Raw genomic sequence first — 21755 nt, 5'->3', positions numbered from 1 at the left:
CCTTGCCTCCTCAAGTTCCGATGCGCAGGGCGCGTTCCCAGGTGTTCCCAAACGTTCCCAAACATTCCCAAAGGGGCGCGGGACCGTGTCGATATGCGGCTCCGCCGCGCCGATCACGCGCCCCGCCGCGATTACGCGCCCTGGCGGAACCGTGTGGTGCGGTGCACCGGATCCGTGTCGATCTTCGGAATCACGTGCTCCCCGACGAGCCGGATCGTCTGGAGCGTCTTCTCCTTCGGCACGCCGACCGGCAGCCCGAAGCTCAGCTGGTCGGCCCCGGCCTGTTCCCACCGCTTGCACTGGGTGAGCACCTCGTCCGGGTCCCCGCAGATCAGCAGCTCCTCGGCGATGAGGAGCTCGATGAGCTCCTCGTTGTACGCGGGCAGCGTCTCCGGCCACACCGGGAACCCCTCGGGACGGGGAAACGTGTCGTGGTACCGGAACACCAGCGACGGCAGATAGTGCAGCGCCCCGCTGACCGCGATCTCGATCGCCTCGGCGTGCGTCGGCGCGCAGATCGCCGTCGTCGTCACCATCACGTTGTCGTTGACGAAGTCCCCGACCGGCTCGGCGTCCACGATCGCGTTCTTGTACTTCTCCAGCACCCACTCCATGTCGGAGACCTTCTGCACGCTGAACCCGAGCACCCCGAGGCCCTTCCGCGCGGCCATCTCGTACGAGGGCGGCGACCCGGCGGCGTACCACATCGCGGGGTGGGACTTCCCGTACGGCTTGGGGAGCACCTTGCGGGGCGGGAGCTGCCAGTGCTTGCCCCGGAAGCCCTCGTACTCGTCCTGGAGCCACATCTTCGGGAACTCGGCGATGGTCTCTTCCCAGATCTCCTTGGTGTGGTTCATGTCGGTGATGCCGGGAAGGAAGCCGAGGATCTCGTGCGAGCCGGCGCCGCGTCCGCTGCCGAACTCGAAGCGGTTGCCGGTGAGATGGTCGAGCATGGCGACCTTCTCCGCGACCTTCACGGGATGGTTGACCTGGGCGAGGGGATTGAAGATCCCGGACCCGAGGTGAATGCGCTCGGTGGCGTGCGCCAGGTACCCGAGGAAGACGTCGTTCGCCGAGAGGTGCGAGTACTCCTCCAGGAAGTGGTGCTCGGAGGCCCAGGCGTACTTGAAGTTGGACCTGTCCGCCTGGATGACGTACTCGGTCTCCTCCATCAGCGCCTTGTGTTCGGCCAGCGGATCGGTCTCGGCGCGCTTGCCCACGTATCCCTGTACAAAGAGCCCGAATTCCACGGAGGTTCACCGTCCCCACGGTTATTTCTGACGGATCGTCAGATTCATGGCTTCGAACTGTTCCATCGGCCACCGGGAGCGTCAATACCTGACGAGCCGTCAGCTGATGCCGACACCCGCCAGCCACCCGCCGTCGATCACGAACGGCTGCCCGGTGATGTAGGAGGAGTCCTCGCAGCTGAGGAAGAGCGCGAGGCGGGCGACCTCTTCCGGCCTCCCGATCCGGCCGAGCGGCACGAGCTTGCGGTACAGCCCGTCCAGCGCTTCCCCTGCGCCACCACCCGGATTGCTCATCGCGGTGTCGACGGCCCCCGGGCACACGGCGTTGACCCGCACCCCCTGGCCCGCCAGCTCCAGCGCGGCCACCCGGGTGAGCCCGACGATGGCGTGCTTGGTGGCCGCGTACGCCCCCACGTACGCCATGCCGGTCATCCCGGTGTACGAGGCGGTGTTGACGATCGTGCCGCCCCCGGCCTCCGCGATCCGGGGCCCGGCGGTCTTGATGCCGAGGAACACTCCGACCTGGTTGACCTGCACGATCTGCATGAACTCGTCAAGAGGCGTGTCGACGAGAGTGTTGAAGCGCAGGATGCCGGCGTTGTTGACGAGCCCGTCGATGCGGCCGTACGCCGTGAGGACGGCGGCGACCGCCGACTCCCACTCGTCCTCCCGGCTCACGTCGAGGTGCACGTACAGCGCGCCGAGCTCCTTCGCGAGGTCCTGCCCCTGGTCGTCCAGCACATCGGCGACGACGACCTCGGCGCCCTCCTCCCGGAACAGCCGGGCCTCCTGCTCCCCCTGCCCGCGTGCCGCGCCGGTGACGAGCACGACACGTCCGTCCAGCTTGCCCATGTCACTCCTCGGTGAGAAGCGGGGCCACCTGGGCCCCGAACGCGGTGATCTGGTCCGTGAGTTCGGCCCGGCCGCGGCTGCGGAAGCGGACCTGGATCTGGTGGACTCCCATCGCGCGGTAGGCGCGCAGGGACTCGGCGAGCTCGTCGGGCGGCCCGCTGAGCGTGCGCCGGCCGACGTCCCAGGCCGGGGTGCCGACGTACAGCGGTTCGGCGATGGCACCGACGGTGAAGGGGCCCTGGCGGGAGTGCTCCGCGCGAATCTCCCTGATCCGTTCGATCTGCGCGGGCAGCCGCTCCCGCGGGTCCCCCTGCGGCAGCCAGCCGTCGCCCTTGAGCGCGGCCCGGCGCACGGCGGCGGGCGAGGAGCCGCCGACCCAGAGGGGGACGCGGGGCTGAGCGGGCCGGGGGCGCTGGCCGAGATCCTGGAAGTCGAAGAGCTTGCCGTGGTGTTCGGGGAACTCGTCGGGCCCCAGGGCGGCACGCAGGGCGTCGATCGACTCGTCGAGGACGGCCCCGCGCTGCCGGAAGTCGACCCCGAGCGCCTCGAACTCCTCCACCACATGCCCGGCGCCGACCCCCAGGACCAGCCGTCCGCCGCTCAGCTGGTCGAGGGTGGCGTACTGCTTGGCGGTGACGAGCGGGTGCCGCAGGCCGACGACGGCGACATGGCTGAGCAGCCGCACCCGTTCGGTGGCGGCGGCCAGGAAGGCGAGGGTGGCCACCGGGTCGTACCAGACCGTGCTCATCGCGGGCGCGAGCCGGCGCGGGACGGCGACGTGGTCGCAGCAGGCGACGTAGGAGAACCCGGCCCGGTCGGCGGTCCGCGCGATCTCGACGAGGTCGGACGGGCCGGCGGACGCCTCCCAGGGTTCGGCGTAGATCGTGCTCTGGGACTGGACGGGGAGCTGGATGCCGTACTGGATCACCTCGGGCCGTCCCCCGGTCCGTCCCTCGGTCCGTATCACCGCGAACCGTCCCACAGTCCGTCCGGGGTGAGTCCGAGCAGGTCGATGGCGTTCCGGCGGACGATCCGTTCCACCACGTCCGCCTCCAGGTGCCCCATCTGGGCCTCGCCGACCTCGCGGGACTTGGGCCAGGTGGAGTCGGAGTGGGGGTAGTCGGTCTCGTACAGGACGTTCCCGACGCCGATGGAGTCGAGGTTCCTCAGCCCGAAGGCATCGTCGAAGAAGCAGCCGTAGACGTGCTCGGCGAAGAGTTCGGACGGCGGCCGGTGGACCTTGTCGGCGACGCCGCCCCAACCGCGGTTCTCCTCCCAGACGATGTCGGCGCGCTCCAGGATGTAGGGGATCCAGCCGATCTGGCCCTCCGCGTACATGACCTTGAGGTTCGGGAAGCGTTCGAACTTGCCGCTCATCAACCAGTCGACCATCGAGAAGCAGCAGTTGGCGAAGGTGATGGTGGAGCCGACCGCGGGCGGGGCGTCGTCGGAGGTGGAGGGCATCCGGCTGCTGGAGCCGATGTGCATGGCGACCACCGTGCCGGTCTCGTCGCAGGCGGCGAGGAACGGGTCCCAGTCGTCGGTGTGGACGGAAGGCAGGCCCAGGTGCGGAGGTATCTCGGAGAAGGCGACCGCCCGGACCCCGCGGGCCGCGTTGCGCCGGACCTCCTGCGCGGCGAGTTCCGCGTCCCAGAGGGGGATGAGGGTGAGCGGGATGAGCCGGCCGTGGGCCTCGGGGCCGCACCACTCCTCCACCGTCCAGTCGTTGTAGGCCTGGATGCACAGCAGCCCGAGTTCGTGGTCCGCGGCCTCGGTGAAGGTCTGGCCGCAGAAGCGCGGGAAGGTCGGGAAGCAGAGGGCGGACTGGACGTGGTTGACGTCCATGTCGGCGAGGCGGGCGGGGACGTCGTACGAACCGGGCCGCATCTGCTCGTACGTGATGACCTCCAGCTTGATCTCGTCCCTGCTGTAGCCGACGGCGGTGTCGAGGCGGGTCAGGGGCCGGTTCAGGTCCTCGTAGACCCACCAGTCGCCGAGGGGACCGTCGTCCGTGCCCGGGGTGCCCATGACGGGCTTGAAGCGGCCGCCGAGGAAGGTCATCTCCCGCAGGGGCGCGCGCACGATCCGGGGGCCGGTGTCCCGGTACTTCTTCGGGAGCCGGTCCTGCCAGACGGTGGCGGGCTCCACGGTGTGGTCGTCGACGGAGATGATCAGGGGGAGGGGGGTGGGGGGTTGGGTTGAGGGATGGGTGGGGGCTGAGGTTTCGGTGAGGGTGGGGGTCTCGGTGGGGGTGGAGGTTTCGGTGGGGGTGCGGGCGGGGGTTTGGGTGTGCGCGCCGTCTTTGGTCTCCATGGCGCTGACGGTAGCGCCGATCTGACGATCCGTCAGCTGTGTACGTGGGGGTCGGTTGTGGGAGCGCTTGTGGTGATTCCTGGGCGGGTGTGTGCGAAGAGGGGGTGAGGGCCTTGTGATATCCCGTGAGCCGACCAGTGATCGCGCTCTCCACAGCTGACGCATCTGCCGTGAACAAGGCAAACTGGCGGGGTTGTAAACAGGCCCTAGGGGGACGACGGCGATGGACGGTGGACCGCGAGTGCCGGAGGTACCGGAGGCGCCGGAGGTACCGCGCGTACCGGAGCAGCGGCGTCCCGCCTCCGTGGTGGAGGCGGAGGCGAAGACCGAGGCGGAGGCGGTGACGGAAGCTGAGGCGGTGGCTCAGGGAGCCGAAGCTGTGACGCACGCCGAGGCGGTAGCGGAAGCTGTGACGGAGACCGAAGGTGTGGCGGAGGCCGAGGCGGTAGCGGAAGTAGAAGCTGTGGCTGAGGCCGAGACGGCGACGCAGCGGGTGCTGCTGCGTTTCAGCGTGCTCGGCCCGGTGCGCGCCTGGCGTGGCGAGGAGCCACTGAGCACCGGCTCCCCCCAGCAACGCGCCCTGCTGGCCGCCCTGCTGCTGCGCGAGGGCCGCACCGCGACCGCCGCCGAACTGATCGACGCACTGTGGGGCGAGGAGTCGCCCTTGCAGGCCCTGGCGGCGCTACGGACGTACGCCTCCCGTCTCCGCAAGGTGCTGGGCCCCGGGGTCCTGGTGAGCGAGTCCGGCGGATACGCCGTGCGTGGGCTGCCCGAGGGCGCCCTGGATCTGACCGTCGCCCAGGACCTGGCGACCGAGGCGGAGAAGGCGAAGAACGCCGGGGACCTGTGCCGGGCCCGTGACGTGCTGGACCGCGCGCTCGCCCAGTGGGACGGGGAGGTGCTGGCGGGGGTGCCGGGCCCGTACGCGGAGACGCAGCGGGTCCGGCTGGAGGAGTGGCGGCTGCAACTCCTCGAAACCCGCCTGGACATGGACCTGGAGCAGGGCTGCCACGCGGAGGCGGTGTCCGAGCTGACCGCCCTGACGGCCGCACACCCCTTGCGCGAACGGCTGCGTGAGCTCCTGATGCTTGCCCTGTACCGCAGCGGCCGGCAGGCGGAGGCCCTGGCGGTGTACGCCGACACGCGTCGGCTGCTGGCCGACGAACTCGGTGTGGACCCGCGCCCCGGCCTGCGCGAACTCCAGCAGCGCATCCTCCAGGCGGACCCGGGCCTCGCGGAACCCTCGGGCCCGAAGGCGGAGCCCGCTGCGGTACCGGTCCGTCCCGCCCAACTTCCGGCGACCGTACCCGACTTCACCGGACGATCCGCCTTCGTCACGGAACTCGGCGAGGTGCTGGAGTCCGCGGAGGGCCGGGTGATGGCGGTCTCGGCCCTGGCCGGCATCGGAGGCGTCGGCAAGACGACACTGGCGGTACACGTCGCCCACCAGGCACGGAGCGCCTTCCCCGACGGCCAGTTGTACGTCGACCTCCAGGGCGCGGGATCGAGAGCGGCGGAACCGGAGACGGTCCTCGGCTCCTTCCTGCGCGCCCTGGGCACGTCCGACTCCGCCATCCCCGACTCCCTGGAGGAACGGGCGGCGCTGTACCGCTCGGTCATGGACGGCCGCCGGGTACTGGTCCTGCTGGACAACGCACGGGACGCGGCCCAGGTACGCCCGTTGCTGCCCGGCACGGGAGGCTGTGCGGCCCTCATCACCTCCCGCGTCCGCCTGGTCGACCTGGCCGGCGCCCACCTCGTCGACCTGGACGTGATGTCCCCCGACGAGGCGCTGTCCCTCTTCACGAAGATCGTGGGCGAGGAACGGGTGGCGTCGGAGCGGAAGGCCGCCCTGGACGTCGTCGCGGCCTGCGGTTTCCTCCCTCTCGCGATCCGGATCGCGGCGTCCCGCCTGGCCGCCCGCCGGACCTGGACGGTCTCGGTCCTGGCGGCGAAGCTGGCCGACGAACGCCGCCGCCTGGACGAACTCCAGGCCGGCGACCTGGCGGTGAAAGCGACGTTCGAGCTGGGGTACGGCGCGCTGGAGCCGGCGCAGGCCCGCGCCTTCCGGCTGCTGGGCCTGGCCGACGGTCCGGACATCTCGCTCGCCGCAGCCGCGGCGGTCCTGGACCTCCCGCCCAAGGACACGGAGGATCTCCTCGAATCCCTCGTCGACACCTCACTGCTGGAATCGGCGGCTCCCGGCCGCTACCGGTACCACGACCTGGTGCGGCTCTACGCGCGTGCATGCGCGGAGAGGGACGAACGGCCGCCCAGCGAGCCGGAGGCGGCGATGTCGCGGTTGCTGGACTTCTATCTGGCTACGGCGGCCGGGGTCTACGCCCTGGAGCGCCCCGGCGAACGGGTACTCGACCACTTCGAGGACACCTCGTACAAGGGTCTCGCCTTCACCACCCAACAAGCCGCTCTCGACTGGTTGTTCGCCGAGGCCGGCAGCCTCCTGTCCTGCGCCCGGCAGTCGGCCACCGTCGGCATGACACGACGTGCTGCGGACCTGCTCATGGCTGCCGTGGATCTCGGCGAGTCCGGCGCGAACTCCTACCAGTTCACGCAGGCGGCCACGGCCGTCAGCGAGTCGGCCCGGTCCGCGGGCGACGCTCTCGCGGAGGCCCGGGCGCGGACCATGCTGACCCATGTCCACAGCCTCTCCGGCCGTTTCGCCGAGTCGGAGTCCGAGGCGCGCCGGGCGCTCGAGCTGGGGATCGCCACGGGAGACCCCGTGTCGTCGAGCCAGGCACCGAACCAGCGGGGCATCATCGCGCTCTACGAGAACCGGCACGGCGACGCCGAAGACCATCTGACCTGGGCCCTGAAGGCGTTCCGCGCGGACAGCAACAGGCCCGGCGAGGCAGCCGCGCTCTGCAATCTGTCCCGTGTACACCTCGCGACAGGGCGGACCGCAAGCGCCGTCGAACTGGCCCAACAGGGAATCGCGCTCTACGAAGCGGCGGACACCGGCCTGGCCCTGCGGCTCGCGAACGGCAAGTACGCGCTCGGCCTGGCTCTTACGGGAGCCGGCCACGTCGATCGCGCACGAACCGTGCTCACCGAGGCCCTGGACACGTTCCGCGAGAACCGCCAGCAGTTCTGGCACGGCATGACGCTCTTTCGGCTGGCCGAGGTTCATCTGGTCGACCGCCGGGCAGCACAGGCCGCCGAGCTGGCGGAGCAGGCGCTCGCCGTACTCCACGGCATCGGCGGCGAGTGGCGCAGGGCCAACATCCTGACGGTCCTCGGCCGGGGGCTCGCCGCGATCGGGCAGACCGGACGAGCCCAGGTGTGCTGGACCGACGCCCTCGCCGTCTTCGAGACGCTGGGGTCCCCCGAGGCGAACGACGTCCGGTCGCTGTTGCGCCCCGCCGCGGTCGTCTGAGGCCCGCGCCGTCGTTCATCAATCGTTTATCGCCGCACGGCACTCTCATAGGTACCGATTCGTCGCGTCGGGGGGCAGGCGACTCGGGCTCGGCCGCACCGATTAAGGTGATCGGCCTTGCGATGCCCGTTCGGCGCCCACGGGGGAGCTGCCGAACGGGCTCATCCACCGCGTACGCATATCAACCAGGAGTTGTTCGCCATGGCCGACACCAGTGACACCCTGAAGCCGACCGACGCCCACGCATCCAGCGAGCCCCTCAAGCCGACCGACGCCCACGCATCCGGCGAGGAGCTCCACACCCTCGACGCCCACGCGTCCAGTGAGCCCCTCAAGCCGGCCGACGCCCACGCGTCCAGCGAGCCGGCGAATGCCGACGCAGCCGGCGCATCCGGCAAGAAGATCACCACCGGCGACGCTCACGCATCCAGCGAGCCGTCGAAGTAGCAGACCACCCTGGACGGGGAAGCGCGGCCGCGGTGGCGCGGAGGGGGAGCCACCGCGGCCGACGCGTGTTTCCTTGCTTCCCGCACGGCTCGCCGCGGGCCACTGAACAAGCCCGGCACACGCCCACCCGGCCGACGCGGAACCCCACCCCCCTTCAACTCCCCCGCAACTCCCCCTTCTGCACCTTCCCGCTCGCGTTCCGAGGCAGGTTGCCCAAGAACTCCACCGACCTCGGCACCTTGTAGTTCGCCATCTCACGGCGGGCCCAGGCGATCAGGTCGTCCCCCGTCACCACCGACCCCGGCCGCCGGACCACGTACGCCCTGCCGACCTCGCCCAGGCGGGCGTCCGGGACGCCGATGACGGCTACGTCGGCCACGTCCGGGTGGAGGCCCAGGAGTTGCTCTATCTCCGCCGGGTACGCGTTGAAGCCGCCGACGATGAACATGTCCTTGATCCGGTCGGTGATGCGCAGGTTGCCCGCCCCGTCAAGCACCCCGACATCACCCGTCCGCAGCCAGCCGTCCTCTCCCCGTACCTCCGCGGTTGCCGCCTCGTCCTCGTAGTAGCCCCGCATCACGTTGAACCCGCGGACCAGGACCTCGCCGGGTACGCCGGCCTCGGCCGGCCTCCCCTCGGCGTCCTCCACCCGCACCTCCGTGCCGGGTATCGCCCGCCCCGATGTCGACGCGATCACCGACGGGTCGTCGCCGTGGCGGCACATCGTCACGATGCCGCTCGCCTCCGAGAGGCCGTACGCCGTCAGGACGGTTTCCACGCCCAACTCCCCGCGCAGGCGCTCCACCAACCGCAACGGCACCACCGCCGCGCCCGTGACCACCAGCCGCAGCGCCGAGAGGTCGTACGCGTCCCGCGAGGCGTGGTCCAGCAGCGACTGGTGCAGGGTCGGCGGACCCGGCAGGACCGACACCCGTTCCGCCGCGATGTTCGCCAACACCGTGTCCACGCTGAACACCGGCTGCGGAATCATCGTCGCGCCCCGCATCAGGCACGCGATCACCCCGGCCTTGTACCCGAAGGTGTGGAAGAAGGGGTTCACGATCAGGTAGCGGTCGCCCTGCCGCAGTCCCGCCAAGTCGCTCCAGATCCCGTACGCCCGCAGGGTCTGGGCGTGGGTGATCACCGCACCCTTGGGGCGTCCCGTCGTACCGGAGGTGTAGACGATGTCCGACGCCCAGGATCCCTCCACCGCCGACGAGCGTTCCCGCACCTCCCTTTCGCCCACTCCGTCCCCGCTCGCCAGGAATTCCTTCCAGGTACGGAAGTCCGCCGGGGCGTCGTCCGCCAGCACCACCACGTCCCGCAGTTCCGGGAGCTCCGGCCCGTCCGCGACCGCCCTGCGCAGTGACGCCAGATACGACGTTCCCAGGAAGGTCCCCGTCACGAACAGCAGCCGCGCCCCGCTGCGCCGCAGCACGTCCGCCGCCTCCGCTCCCTTGAAACGCGTGTTCAGCGGAACCAGCACCGCACCCGCCGACACCGCACCCAGCGCGGAGACGATCCAGTCGAGGGTGTTCGGGGCCCAGATCGCGACCCGGTCGCCGGGAGACACGCCGCCCGCCATACAGGCCGCCGTGGCACGCTCGACGCGGGCGCCCAGTTCGGCGTACGAGATCCGGGTACGTCCTTCCACCACCGCCTCGACGTCCGCGTACCGCTCGGCCGCGAATCGGACGAGCCTCGGAACGCTGCCCCACTCCAGGTCTCCGCGCACAACAGCCTCCCGACCGATGAGCTGACTATCCGTCAGATTAGCTGTAACCTGACGCACTGTCAGCCGCCCAGGCCCAGGCCCAAGCCCAAGCCCCAGTCGCCAACTCGCTGACGCAGCGTCAACTACAAAGCACCGCCAGGGGGAGGTATACCCAGCATGGCCGGACTCAAGGACGCCACCGCGATCGTCGGCATCGGTCAGACGGCCTTCGCCAAACGGCTCGAGGAGGGGGAGAAGGCCCTTGCCTGCCGGGCCGTTCTCGCCGCGCTCGACGACGCCGGAATCGCTCCCGGCGAGGTCGACGCGCTCGCCTCGTACACGATGGAGGAGACCGACGAGGTGGAGCTGGCGAAGACCGTCGGGTTCGGTGACCTCACCTTCTTCGGCCGCGTCCCCTACGGAGGCGGTGGGTCCTGCGCCACCGTCGCCCACCTCGCGGCCGCGATCGCCGCCGGGCAGGCCACCGTCGGCGTCGCCTGGCGGTCACGCAAACGCGGCTCCGGACCCCGGCCCTGGACCAACACCGCCGTCCAACTGCCCACTCCGGCCCAGTGGACGCGCCCCTTCGGCCTGCTCCGGCCCGTCGACGAGATCGCCCTGCTCGCCCGCCGCTACCTGCACGAGTACGGCGCCACCCGCGACCACCTCTTCAACGTCGCCCTCGCCTGCCGCAACCGGGCCAACCAGAATCCCGCCGCGATGATGTACGACCGTCCCCTCACCCGCGAGATGTACATGACCGCCCGCTGGATCAGCGAGCCCCTCTGCCTCTTCGACAACTGCCTGGAGACGGATGGGGCGTTGGCCTGCGTGGTCGTCAGCGCCGAGCGGGCGCGGGACTGCCGGCGCAGACCCGTGTACGTCCACTCCGCCGCCCAGGGACTGCCCGCCCAGCATCACGGCATGGTCAACTACTGGAACGACGACCCCCTCACCGGCCCCGCCTGGAGCGCCGCCCGACACCTGTGGAAACACGCTGACTTCACCCCGCAGGACGTCGACGTCGCCCAGATCTACGACGCGTTCACCCCCCTGGTGCCGCTCTCCCTGGAGGGCTACGGCTTCTGCGGCAGAGGGGAAGGCGGGGCGTTCACCGAGGGCGGCGCCCTCGAGATCGGCGGGCGGCTGCCCCTGAACACCGGGGGCGGCGGGCTGAGCGAGGCGTACGTCCATGGCTTCAACCTCATCAACGAGGGCGTGAAGCAGTTGCGGGGGACGAGCACGGCCCAGGTGCCGGGCGCCTCGACCTGCCTCGTCACCGCCGGGGAGGGCGTCCCCACCTCCGCCCTTCTGCTGAAGACCTGAGGAGTTGAGATGCTCGAGCCCCTCGTCGACGCCGACGGCGCCCCCTTCTGGGCGTACGCCGCGCAGGGTGAACTCCGCGTCCAGACCTGCGCCGACTGCGGCGAACCCCGCTTCCCGCCCCGGCCCTGCTGCCCGCGCTGCCAGTCGTTCGCGAACGACTGGCGCCCGGTGTCCGGGCAGGGGCGTATCTGGTCCTACGTCGTCCCCCACCCGCCCCTCCTGCCCGACTACGCGGAGCAGGCGCCCTACAACGTCATCCTCGTGGAGCTGACCGACGCCCCCGGCATCCGGCTGGTCGGAAACCTGGTCACCGAGGCCGGGGCGCCTCTCGGCTCCTTCGACCCGGACCGCGTCCGGATCGGCGCCAAGGTGCAGTTCGTCTTCGACCACGCAACCGGGCTTCCCCAGTGGGTCCTGGAGCGGACATGAGCGTTCAGGTCAGCCGGATCAGCCCCGACAAGGACACCGGCGTCGCCGTCGTCACCCTCGACCGGCCCGAGCGGCTCAACGCGATCGACCTCGCAATGGTCGGCGAACTGCAGAACGCCTGGCGTCAGTTGCGGTTCGACGACTCCGTACGGGCGATCGTGATCAGCGGCAGCGGGGAGCGGGCCTTCTGCACCGGGATCGACCGGGACGCGGTCGTGCCACAGCCGGACTCCCCCTACATGGCGGACGACCCGCTGCTGCGGATCGGGCCGAAGTCCAACGATCTGTGGAAGCCGGTCGTCGCCGCCGTGCGGGGGGCGGCCTGCGGCGGGGCCTTCTATCTGCTCGGCGAGAGCGACTTCCTCGTCGCGGACACGACGGCCACCTTCTTCGACCCGCACACCACCTACGGCATGGTCAGCGCGTACGAGGCCATCCTCATGGCGCAGATGATGCCGCACGGAGAGGCGGCACGGACGGCGCTCATGGGGACGGCCGAGCGGATGTCCGCGCGACGGGCGTACGACATCGGGCTCGTCACCGAACTCACCGAGCCGGGCGAAGCCTTGACGGCCGCAACCACCGCCGCCGCCGTCATCGCGGGTTACCCGACCGAGGCCACCCAGGGCACCGTGCGTGCCCTGTGGGCCGCCAAGGAGGCTTCCCTGACCCAGGGGTTCGCGCAGGCGCCGCATCTTGTCGCGCTCGGGAACCTCCCGGGTGAGCGACAGGCGGAGCTGTTCCGGGCGCGGCAACGCGAGTTCGGGTTGCGTTAGCGATTCACGCGCCGGCGCGCGGTGAAGGCCTGGTGATCGGCCCCGACCTCGGACCCCGTACTTCAACCCCCGAACCGCAGACCCCGGACCTCGAACCCCGGACCTCAGTCCCGGACCTCGGCCTCCGGCTCCGCCGCGCAGTGGTCGACCGACGTCAGGAAGCGCTCCCCGAGCTTCACCCGGGTGGTCGCCTTGCCCTGCGCGGGCACCGTGACCGTACTGGAGGAGTTCTTGAGGAGCTGGGTGCCCTCGGCGTCGTAGAAGGTGACCCGGGCCTGGAACTCGGCCTCGCGGTTGTTCGGGTTCGTGATCTCGACCGTGGCGTAGGGCCGTGTGTCGGTCGCACAACTGATCAGCCTGGCCGTCCCGTCCTTCAGCGGCTTGCTGCTGCCGGTGCCGGACGCGGTCGGCGTGGACCGGTACGTGGGACGGCGTTGATACGAACTCCCGCCGCTGCTCCCGCTGTTGCCGCCACTCCCACTGCCGTAGCTGTCTTCGGACGAGCCGCTGTACGAATCGTCATCCGAACCGGATCCATAGGAGCCCCCACCGGACGACGACGAGGACGACGACGAACTGTCGTGGTCCTGGCTGGAGCTGCTGCAACCGCCCCCGCCGCCACTGTCACTGCCACTTCGGTGACCGTGACGCCCCGTCGAGAAGCCGGTCAGTGCGAGTACGACCAAGGCCAGTACCGCCGTGAACTTGAGTGTGCGCCCCCGTGCATGCATACGATCACTCTAGGGCCTGTCCGGACGCACGGGTCAGGGCGTCCGAAACTCAGGCGGTCCGAACCTCGGACAGCCCCAACCCGACCTCAGACGGTCCGGGCCGTCCCCGTTCCCTTCTCCGCGTCCAGCGCGTACACGCAGCGGTCCTTGCTGCACGCGTACACCACCCCGTCCTTCACGACGGGGGAGCCGGTGATCTCGCCGCCGGTGGCGAGTTTCCAGCGCAGGCGGCCGTCGTCGGCTTTCAGGGTGTACAGCAGGTGGTCGGTGGAGCCGAAGTGGATGCGTCCCTCCGCCACCGCGGGGGCGCCGACGATGTCGCCGCCCGCCTGGAAGCGCCACTTCGGGGTGCCGGTGACGGCGTCCAGGGTGTAGAGGCCCTTGCCGCTGCCCACGTGCACGTGCCCGGCGGCCACCAGGACCGAGTCGACGGACGAGCGGCCCTCGGTGGCGATGCGCCAGCGGTCCCGGCCGTCGGTGGCGTCGAGGGCGTAGACCGTGCCGAGGTAGTCGGCGAGGTAGATGCCGCCGCCGGTCACGGCCGGGCCCGGGACGAAGGTCGGCGGGCACAGGAAGACCGCCGGCGCCTCGAAGTGCCAGCGGACGTGGCCGCCGGCCGCGTCGAGCGCCATCACGCGCGTCCCCGCGGACACGTAGACGAAGCCGTCGTGGGCCGGTGCCACCCGCACCGGCACGCCGCCACAGGAGGCCGCGTCGCCGATCGGATACGACCAGCGCTCGTCACCCGTCCGGGCGTCCAGGGCGCGCAGCCGGGCGTCCTGCCAGAGGTACACCGTGCCCTCGTGCAGGGTCGGTCCCGCCTCCGCGGACTCGAAGTCGGTCTGGCAGCCGGTGGTCTCCCACAGCTTCTGCCCGGTCGAGGCCTCCCAGGCCTGGACGCCGCCACCGCGGGTGCCGGTGATCACGGTGCCCCGGTCGGCCTTCAGGGTGTACACCCAGGCGTCCGTGGACAGCCGCCACAGGTCGCCGCCCTCGCGGGCGTCGAGGGCGAACAGGGTGGGTCCGTCGGAGGCGTGGATACGGCCGTCGGCGACCGCCATCGACCAGGCCACGTCCCGCGTCTTGAAACGACGCCGGCCGGTGGCCACATCGAGGGCGTGCACCTCGAAGGAGGTGACGTACACCAGGTCGCCGGCGACCGAGGGGGTGCCCCAGACATCGTTCGACATGCGAAAACGCCAGGGCCGCCAGCCGCTCGCGCTCTCCGCGGGCACGGGCGACGGGGACGGTACGGCAGGGCCTACGGCAGCGTCTGTGCCGTTGACGCCAGGGCGGGGCTTGGTCCAGGAGGCGACCAGGCCGGCCTCCGGCGGGGGCGCCTTCACGGCGGCGGCGCGGGCGTCGGCGACGCGCGGGCCGGGCCCGATCGGCACCTCGGCGCCCGCGAGGCGTACCGGGCCGGTGTCGGGGCCGCCGACGGACACGGGCGGCGCGGACAGCGGGGACGGCACCAGGCCAGGGCCGGGTGCCGGGACGACGGGGTCGTGGGACGGCGGGGGCGGCAGCGGGACGGGACGGCCGCCCCCGTTGCGGCCGCCCGCCTGCGCGGACTGCACCACCGTACGGCCGCCGCGGCGGGTCTCGATCAGGCTCACCGCCCGCTCGGGCAGCCACGCCGACGCCGTACCGCTGTCGTCGGAGCCGGAGCCGTAGAGGTGGGGGGCGAGCTGGGCCTGGAGGTCGGCCGGGTTGGGGCGGGCCGTGGCGTCCATCTGCATGCAGGACTCGATGAGCGGGCGCAGCTCGTCGGGGAGGCCTTCGAGGTCGGGGCCCTCGCGGAGCAGCATGAAGACCGTCTCGACCGGGTTGGCGCCGTGGAAGGGCGGGTGTCCGGTGGCGGCGAAGACCAGCATGGAGCCGAGCGAGAACACGTCGCTCGCGCCGGTGACGCTGCGAGAGTCCTTGGCCTGCTCCGGAGACATGTAGGCGGGCGTACCGACGGCGACGTTCGTCATCGTCAGACGTGTGTTCGAGACCCCGGAGGCGATACCGAAGTCGATCACCCGGGGCCCGTCCTCGACCACCAGCACGTTGGACGGCTTCAAGTCCCTGTGCACCAGCCCGGCGCCGTGGATCGACTGCAGCGCCTCGGCGACACCCGCTGCGAACCAGCGCACCGCCTGGGCGGGCATCGGCCCGCACTCGTTCACTATCTCCTCGAGCGAGGGCGCGGGCACGTACGCGGTGGCCAGCCACGGCACGGCCGCCCGGGGATCGGCGTCGACCACGGCCGCCGTGTAGAAGCCGGAGACCGCGCGGGCCGCCTCCACCTCCCGGGTGAAGCGGACGCGGAAGAGCTGGTCCTCGGCGAGTTCCGTCCGGACCGTCTTGATCGCCACGCGCCGACCGGACGCCGAGCGCGCGAGATAGACCAGCCCCATGCCGCCGGCGCCCAGCCGTCCCAGCACCTCGAACGGCCCGATCCGCCGCGGATCGTGCTGCGTCAGCTGATCCACCACTTGCCTGCCACCTCCCCGTACGAGCCGCGCCACCTGGATATGTACGCGACCCCGTGCAGCGTCTCACCACCGCACCGCCATGGCGGCACGCACCCCGATTCTTCCTGGCCGGGGCGCTGCTGGCGAACCCGAGGACAAAATGGGGTGTCTCACATCAATACAGGATTGCTCATCGGCCGACCATCACTCAGCCATCACCCATCCCACGCCCACCCATCGCTCTGTCACCTCTCGGTCCCGCCCAGTCACCACTCAGTCCCGCCAGTCACCGCTCAGTCCGGCTCCGTCACCACTCGGTCCCGCCCAGTCCGGCCCAGTCACCGCTCCAGGATCGCGAAGGACGCCCCCTGATCGTCCGTGACGACGGCCGCCTTTCCGTACGACGCCTCGAAGGGAGGCACCTGGACCCGTCCGCCGAGCCGGTTCACCGTACCGAGAACGGCCTCGCAGTCCTCCACTGCGAAGTGGACGAGGAAGTGCGGCGGCATCTCGGCCGGGAAGACGTCGGAGACGAGCGCGCGCCCGAAGTCGGGGCGCGCTTCCGGTCCGAAGAGGGCGTCATGGAAGAGGCCGCCGTAGAAGGTGTTGGCGGTCTCGGTGTCCCGGGCGTACAGCTCCGCCCAGGCGAAGGTTCCCGGCTCGTGCCGTCTGCCGAAGCCGGCGTGGGTGCCCGGCTGCCAGAGGCCGAAGACGGCGCCCTCGGCGTCGGTGACCAGCGCGGTCGCGCCCAGCTCGCCGACCGGCACGGGCGCGGTGATGACCTGGCCGCCGGCCGCCCAGACCCGGTCGGCGAGGCCCTCGACGTCCGGGGTGGCGAAGTACACCGTCCAGACGGTGGGCAGCCGGCCGTCCGGCTTGCGGGCGAGCGCGGCGACGGGTGCCCCCTCGCGACGGGCCCACACGGAGCCGCCGTACGCCGCCTGTGGGTCGTCGAAGGTCCACCCGAAGAGCTCACCGTAGAACCGCTTGCCCGCCTCGACGTCCGGAAGCTGCGCGTCCACCCAGCAGGGGACGCCCTCTCCGTAGACGTCCTCTCCGTACCCCGATGCCCTGTTTTCGGCCATGTCGCCAACGTAACCGTGTCGCCCACACCCCGCAGACCAGGCACACCAGCCTCTGAACCCCCGCGCACCCCATTTGCAGTCGGCTGAATCGCGCTCCCATCACCCCTCGGTAAGCTGACGTCATGACAGGACAAGTGCGTACCGTCGACGGCCGCGTGGCCGGCCGGCGTGGGCAGGCGACCCGGCAGAAGCTGCTCGACTGCCTCAGCGAGATGCTCAGCTCCTCCCCTTACCGGGACGTCAAAGTCATCGATGTCGCCCGGAAGGCGGGGACTTCACCCGCGACCTTCTACCAGTACTTCCCGGACGTCGAGGGCGCCGTCCTGGAGATCGCCGAGCAAATGGCCGCGGAGGGCGCCGGATTGACCGAGCTCCTCGCCGGCCGCTCCTGGGTCGGCAAGGCCGGCTGGCAGACCGCCCAGGAACTTGTCGACGGGTTCCTGGAGTTCTGGCGCAGGCACGATGCCATCCTCCGGGTCGTCGATCTCGGGGCCGCCGAGGGCGACAAACGGTTCTACAAGCTCCGTATGAAAATTCTGAACTCGGTGAACAACTCCCTCGTGGACGCGGTCACCGAGTTGCAGTCCAAGGGAAAGGTCGACAAGGACGTGAACCCGGCCGCCATCGCCGGTTCGATCGTCGCGATGCTCGCGGCCGTCGCCTCGCACCAGAAGGGCTTCCAGACCTGGGGTGTGAAGCAGGCCGAACTCAAGCCGAACCTTGCGCTGTTGGTGCACCTCGGTGTGACCGGGAAGAAGCCGACGAAGTAACCCACATCCTTTATACGGTCCCCAAGTCCTGTCTGGCGGGCGGTAGTTCACTCGGGTCAAGTTCACTCGGGTGGACTACCGCCCGCGGCGTTCTCCGAAGCGTTTTTCACCCCGGGGCGGGGCGCCGGGCTGCCAGGCGGGCGGGCTTCCTGCCCCCGCAGCCTGTCTGTCTGCCTGCCTGCCTGCCTGCCTGCCTGCCTGGTCCGGCGTGCTCACCGTCAGGGAGCGCACCCGGGTGGCCCACCGCCCGGCCAGTCGGGCGCGGTCGGGCGCGTTCCTGCTGGTGCAGCGGCCGGCCAAGCTTCAGCCGTCGGTGCTCAGGGCCAGAGCAACCCCTTGCCCCAGCTCTCGCTCCCCTCCCCCCGCCGGTACATCAGCCGTACATGCCGCCGCCGCTCGTCCCCCTGGAAGAACTCCACCTCCTCCGGGCGCAGGCGGTACAGCGTCCAGGTCGGCACCGGAGCCTCCGGCTCGTGCTGAGCCCGTTCCCACGCGGCCTGCGAGGTCTGCGCCAGCTCGTCGAGGGACGTGAGGTCCTCGCTCTGCCGACCGGTGAGGGCGGCCGCCAGTAATCCGGTGGAGCGGGCCCGCAGATCCGCCCGGCCCTCCTCGGACGGGGCGGCGGTGACCGGGCCCCGGACCCGTACCTGGCGGCCCAGGACGGGCCAGTAGAAGCTGAGGGCGGCGTACGGGCGGGCCGCCAGGTGCCCGCCCTTGCGGCTGGTCGCGTGGGTCGCGAAGGACCAGCCGTCCACGTCGGCGCCGTGCAGCATGACGATCCGTACGTCCGGCCGGCCCTCCTCGTCGGCCGTGGCGAGGGACATGGTGTGCGGCTCGCCCTGTCCCGCCGCGACGGCCTGGGCGAACCAGGCAGTGAAGAGGGGGACGGGGTCGTCCGGAGCGGTGTCCGGGTCGAAGGACGGCAGCGTGGTCACCTCCGGGTCCCACACCCGCAGTGACCTCAGCAGCTCATGAAGATCCGTTCCCATGCCCCGATTGTCACGTGTCGAGCGGCTCGGACCCTACCGACCGGCCCTACCGACCGGCCCTGCCGAACGCGCCTGCCGACCGGCCCCTTCCAGGATCCGACGACACCACCCGTCTCTCGTGCCGCATTCGGACGATCCGTTCTCACCCCCGCCCCAACACCACCGTCCCCGCCGAGCAGAACCAGCCACCCGTACCGGAAGCCACTCCCAGTCGAGGCAACTCTCCTCCCCGCCCCCGGACCTGCCGCTCCCCTGCCTCCCCTCGCAGCTGCCGTACCGCCTCCACCAGCAGGAACAACCCCCGCATCCCGGGGTGTTGGGCCGACAGTCCGCCCCCGTCCGTGTTCACGGGCAGTTCCCCGCCCTCCACCTTCAGCCGGCCCTTCTCCACGAACGCCCCGCCCTCGCCCTTCGCGCAGAAGCCGAGGTCTTCGAGGGTGACCAGCGTCATATAGGTGAACGCGTCGTAGATCTCCGCGAAGTCGACCTCCGCCGGCCGTACCCCGGCCCGCTCGAAGGCGAGCCGGCCGCTCACCGCCGCCGGGGAGACGGTGAAGTCGGGCCACTCGGACATGGCGGCGTGCGAGACGTGCTCGCCGGTGCCGAGGATCCACACGGGGGCCGTACGGCAGTCCCGTACGTACTCCTCGGCCGCCAGCAGCACCGCCGCGCCGCCGTCGGAACGCAGGCAGCAGTGCAGCTTGGTGAAGGGGTCGGCGATCATCGGGCCGGACAGGACGTCGTCCACCGTGATCGGCTCGCGGACCATCGCCTCGGGATTCAGCGCGGCGTTGGCGCGGGCCTGCACCGCCACCTCCGCCAACTGCTCGACAGTCGTGCCGTGTTCGGCCATGTGCCGACGGGCGGCCATGGCGTACTTGGCGATCAGCGTGTGGCCGTACGGCACCTCGAACTGGAGCGGGCCGCGCGCACCGAAGGAGAGATTGCCGGTTCTGCGTCCCGCCTTGATGTCCGCGCGGGCCGTGGAGCCGTAGGCCAGCAGCACCGCGTTCGCGTGGCCGGCGGCGATCGCGTCCGCCGCGTGCGCCGCCATGACCTCCCAGGTGGAGCCGCCGACGGAGGTGGAGTCGACCCAGGTGGGGCGCAGTCCCAGGTACTCGGCGACCTCGACGGGTGCGAGGGTGCCGGTGCCCGCCGAGGCGAAGCCGTCGACCACCGCGCGGTCCAGGCCCGCGTCGGCAAGGGCACGGCGGGCGGCCTGGGCGTGCAGCGCGTACGGGGTCGCGTCGTCCACGCGGCCGCAGTCGGAGAGGGAGACACCGACGATCGCGACTTTCCGGAGGCGCGTCATGGATCTGACGGTACATCAGATCTGGTGTCGGGCGGCAGGTGTTGTAGGTCCGGGCGCCCCGGGTCCGGGCGTCGCAAGTCCGGGCGTCCCAGGTCTGGGCGCCCCAGGTCTGGGCGCCCCAGGTCTGGGCGCCCCAGGTCTGGGCATCCCCGCCCTGCAGCCCTAATATGACGAACCGTCAGATCCAACGTCTGGCGTCCAACGTTCAGCGTCCACCAGCGTTCAGCGTCCAGCGGAGAAGGGGCCCATGGACACCGACTTCACCGCCGAGCAGGACGAGATCCGCCGCACCCTGCGCGAACTGCTCCGCAAGCGCAGCGGCCCGGCGGAGGTACGCGCCGCCGTAGACACCCCGGCCGGGCACGATCCCGCCCTGTGGAGCGCCCTCGCCGAACAGCTCGGCCTGCCCGGGCTCGCGCTCCCGGAGGCGTACGGCGGTGTCGGCGGCTCGGTGACCGACCTCGCCCTCGCCTGCGAGGAGACGGGCCGCTTCCTCGCCCCCTCCCCGCTGCTCGCCACGGCCGGCCTCGCCGCCCCCCTGCTGCTGTCCCTGGGGACGGCCCCGCAGCGGACGGAACTGCTGCCCCGTATCGCGTCCGGCGGCCTCACCGCCGCCCTCGCCGTGCCCGGCCCCCGTCTCGCCACCGCCCTCGCGCTGACCGGCGACAACGGCGGCGAGTGGGCCGGCGGCGGGCGCGCGGGCGGGGTGCAGGCCCGTCGGACGGGCGAGGGGTGGCGGCTGTACGGGCAGGTCGACCAGGTCCTCGACGGGCACAGCGCGGGGCTGCTGCTGCTCGCCGCCCACGCCGGGGGATTCGCCCGCTCGCGGACCCTGCTCTTCCTCGTGCCCGGGGACGCGGAGGGCCTCGTCCGCGTACGGCAGACCGCACTGGACGCGACCCGGCCGCAGGCGCGGCTCCAGCTCCGGGACGTGCGGGCCGAGTTGCTGGGCGACGAGGACGCGGATGTCCTGGGCTCCCTCGCCGGTGTGGGGGACACGGTCGCCGTCCTTCTCGCCTGCGAGGCCGTCGGGGCCGCCGGCCAGGTGCTCGGCCGGACCGTCGAGTACGTCGGGCAGCGGGAGCAGTTCGGGCGGGCGATCGGGTCCTTCCAGGCGGTGAAGCACCGGCTCGCGGACGTGTACGTCCAGGTGCAGGCGGCCCGCTCGGCGGCGTACTACGGGGCGTGGGCGACCGTCCACGGGGAGCGCGTCGGAGGTCTCGCCCTCGCGCAGGCCCTGGAGGCGTTGCGCCGTGCCGCCGCCGAGGGGATCCAGTTGCACGGCGGCGTCGGGTTCACCTGGGAGCACGAGGTGCACCTGTACTTCAAGCGGGCCTCCGGCGACGAACTGCTCTTCGGCCCGGTGCACCGGCTGCGGGCGCACGCCGCCGAGACGGCCCGGCTGTTCGCCGGGCAGGAGGTGACCATGTGATCGGCGTACGAGTGATCCAGAAGGTGTCCTCGACCCCGGGGTTCGCCAAGGTCGCCCCCCATGTGATCCCCGCCCTGGACCGGGCCGTCCACCGGCTCACCCGGGGCAAGGTGCTCCTCAGCGCCCGGCTGCTCCCGGGCGTGATCCTGACCTCGACCGGCGCACGGACCGGACAGCCCCGGCGTACCCCGCTGGCCTGTATGCCCGAGGAGGGCGGCGCGAGCTGGATTCTGGTCGGCTCCAACTTCGGCCGGACCGGTCACCCCGCCTGGACCGCCAACCTCCTCGCCCACCCGGACGCCACGATCAGCTGGAAGGGCCTGGACATCCCCGTCACGGCCCGGCTGCTGGAGGGAGACGAACGGGCGGCCGTCTGGAAGGCCGCGCTGGCCTTCTGGCCGCCGTACGCCGCGTATCAGGCACGGGTTGAGCGGGAGATACGGCTCTTCAGGATCGCGAGGGCCGAACGACGGTAG

Annotated in this window: 18 protein-coding genes; 8 read left to right on the top strand and 10 right to left on the bottom strand. The window is 71.2% G+C overall.

Going from position 1 to position 21755, the window contains the following annotated elements:
• Positions 1-131: 131 nt before the first annotated feature.
• The 4 genes from M2271_RS33905 to M2271_RS33890 all read right to left on the bottom strand — a co-directional run bounded on the left by M2271_RS33905 (position 132) and on the right by M2271_RS33890 (position 4415).
• The gene (locus tag M2271_RS33905) at positions 132-1250 is read right to left on the bottom strand and encodes an LLM class flavin-dependent oxidoreductase (protein WP_280891254.1); all 1119 of its coding nucleotides are present in this window, start codon (positions 1248-1250) and stop codon (positions 132-134) included.
• A gap of 99 nt (positions 1251-1349) precedes the next feature.
• Positions 1350-2102, bottom strand: a complete 753-nt coding sequence (locus tag M2271_RS33900; protein ID WP_280891253.1) for a glucose 1-dehydrogenase — start codon at positions 2100-2102, stop codon at positions 1350-1352.
• A gap of 1 nt (position 2103) precedes the next feature.
• Positions 2104-3027, bottom strand: a complete 924-nt coding sequence (locus tag M2271_RS33895; RefSeq protein WP_280891318.1) for a TIGR03619 family F420-dependent LLM class oxidoreductase — start codon at positions 3025-3027, stop codon at positions 2104-2106.
• Between the two features lie 38 nt (positions 3028-3065).
• Positions 3066-4415 (bottom strand): amidohydrolase family protein, encoded by a 1350-nt coding sequence (locus tag M2271_RS33890; RefSeq protein ID WP_280891252.1) that lies wholly within the window; start codon positions 4413-4415, stop codon positions 3066-3068.
• Positions 4416-4878: 463 nt separating this feature from the next.
• Here M2271_RS33890 and M2271_RS33885 point away from each other — a divergent pair, with 463 nt between their 5' ends.
• Positions 4879-7809, top strand: a complete 2931-nt coding sequence (locus M2271_RS33885) for a BTAD domain-containing putative transcriptional regulator (RefSeq protein ID WP_280891317.1) — start codon at positions 4879-4881, stop codon at positions 7807-7809.
• A gap of 201 nt (positions 7810-8010) precedes the next feature.
• Positions 8011-8256: a hypothetical protein gene (locus M2271_RS33880; protein ID WP_280891251.1), complete on the top strand. Its 246-nt coding sequence runs from the start codon at positions 8011-8013 to the stop codon at positions 8254-8256.
• Positions 8257-8410: 154 nt separating this feature from the next.
• Here M2271_RS33880 and M2271_RS33875 read toward each other — a convergent pair whose 3' ends face one another.
• Entirely contained in the window at positions 8411-9991 is a 1581-nt protein-coding gene (locus M2271_RS33875; protein WP_280891250.1) for a FadD3 family acyl-CoA ligase, read from the bottom strand.
• A 156-nt stretch (positions 9992-10147) separates the two neighbouring features.
• On the opposite strand from M2271_RS33875, the gene M2271_RS33870 reads away from it, so the two are divergent.
• Genes M2271_RS33870 through M2271_RS33860 form a run of 3 tightly spaced genes read left to right on the top strand, consistent with a single transcriptional unit; the run spans position 10148 to position 12501 of the window.
• Positions 10148-11296, top strand: coding sequence for a lipid-transfer protein (locus tag M2271_RS33870; protein ID WP_280891249.1), 1149 nt, complete (start codon positions 10148-10150; stop codon positions 11294-11296).
• A 9-nt stretch (positions 11297-11305) separates the two neighbouring features.
• Positions 11306-11725 carry an OB-fold domain-containing protein gene (locus M2271_RS33865; RefSeq protein ID WP_280891248.1) on the top strand — a complete coding sequence of 140 codons (420 nt, stop codon included), beginning with the start codon at positions 11306-11308 and terminating at the stop codon, positions 11723-11725.
• Positions 11722-12501 (top strand): enoyl-CoA hydratase/isomerase family protein, encoded by a 780-nt coding sequence (locus M2271_RS33860; protein ID WP_280891247.1) that lies wholly within the window; start codon positions 11722-11724, stop codon positions 12499-12501. Before M2271_RS33865 ends, M2271_RS33860 begins: the two co-directional genes overlap by 4 nt.
• 104 nt (positions 12502-12605) lie before the next feature.
• On the opposite strand, the gene M2271_RS33855 is transcribed toward M2271_RS33860, so the two are convergent.
• From M2271_RS33855 to M2271_RS33845, 3 genes are all read right to left on the bottom strand, one after another.
• Positions 12606-13232, bottom strand: coding sequence for a hypothetical protein (locus tag M2271_RS33855; protein ID WP_280891246.1), 627 nt, complete (start codon positions 13230-13232; stop codon positions 12606-12608).
• Positions 13233-13318: 86 nt separating this feature from the next.
• Positions 13319-15712: a PQQ-binding-like beta-propeller repeat protein gene (locus M2271_RS33850; RefSeq protein WP_280891245.1), complete on the bottom strand. Its 2394-nt coding sequence runs from the start codon at positions 15710-15712 to the stop codon at positions 13319-13321.
• Positions 15713-16029: 317 nt separating this feature from the next.
• Entirely contained in the window at positions 16030-16776 is a 747-nt protein-coding gene (locus M2271_RS33845; RefSeq protein ID WP_280891244.1) for a VOC family protein, read from the bottom strand.
• Positions 16777-16898: 122 nt separating this feature from the next.
• Here M2271_RS33845 and M2271_RS33840 point away from each other — a divergent pair, with 122 nt between their 5' ends.
• On the top strand, positions 16899-17546 hold the full coding sequence (locus tag M2271_RS33840) for a TetR family transcriptional regulator (protein WP_280891243.1): 648 nt from the start codon (positions 16899-16901) through the stop codon (positions 17544-17546).
• Positions 17547-17863: 317 nt separating this feature from the next.
• On the opposite strand, the gene M2271_RS33835 is transcribed toward M2271_RS33840, so the two are convergent.
• Together M2271_RS33835 and M2271_RS33830 are read right to left on the bottom strand one after the other, a co-directional pair.
• On the bottom strand, positions 17864-18535 hold the full coding sequence (locus M2271_RS33835) for a pyridoxal 5'-phosphate synthase (RefSeq protein WP_280891242.1): 672 nt from the start codon (positions 18533-18535) through the stop codon (positions 17864-17866).
• A 142-nt stretch (positions 18536-18677) separates the two neighbouring features.
• Positions 18678-19847: an acetyl-CoA acetyltransferase gene (locus tag M2271_RS33830; RefSeq protein ID WP_280891241.1), complete on the bottom strand. Its 1170-nt coding sequence runs from the start codon at positions 19845-19847 to the stop codon at positions 18678-18680.
• Between the two features lie 247 nt (positions 19848-20094).
• Here M2271_RS33830 and M2271_RS33825 point away from each other — a divergent pair, with 247 nt between their 5' ends.
• Together M2271_RS33825 and M2271_RS33820 are read left to right on the top strand one after the other, a co-directional pair.
• Complete coding sequence (locus M2271_RS33825) at positions 20095-21279, top strand: acyl-CoA dehydrogenase family protein (protein ID WP_280891240.1); 1185 nt, start codon at positions 20095-20097, stop codon at positions 21277-21279.
• Complete coding sequence (locus M2271_RS33820) at positions 21276-21755, top strand: nitroreductase family deazaflavin-dependent oxidoreductase (RefSeq protein WP_280891239.1); 480 nt, start codon at positions 21276-21278, stop codon at positions 21753-21755. Before M2271_RS33825 ends, M2271_RS33820 begins: the two co-directional genes overlap by 4 nt.

Source organism: Streptomyces sp. LBL (assembly GCF_029893585.1).
GTDB lineage: Bacteria > Actinomycetota > Actinomycetes > Streptomycetales > Streptomycetaceae > Streptomyces.
This window is presented reverse-complemented; position numbering and strand designations above follow the sequence as displayed.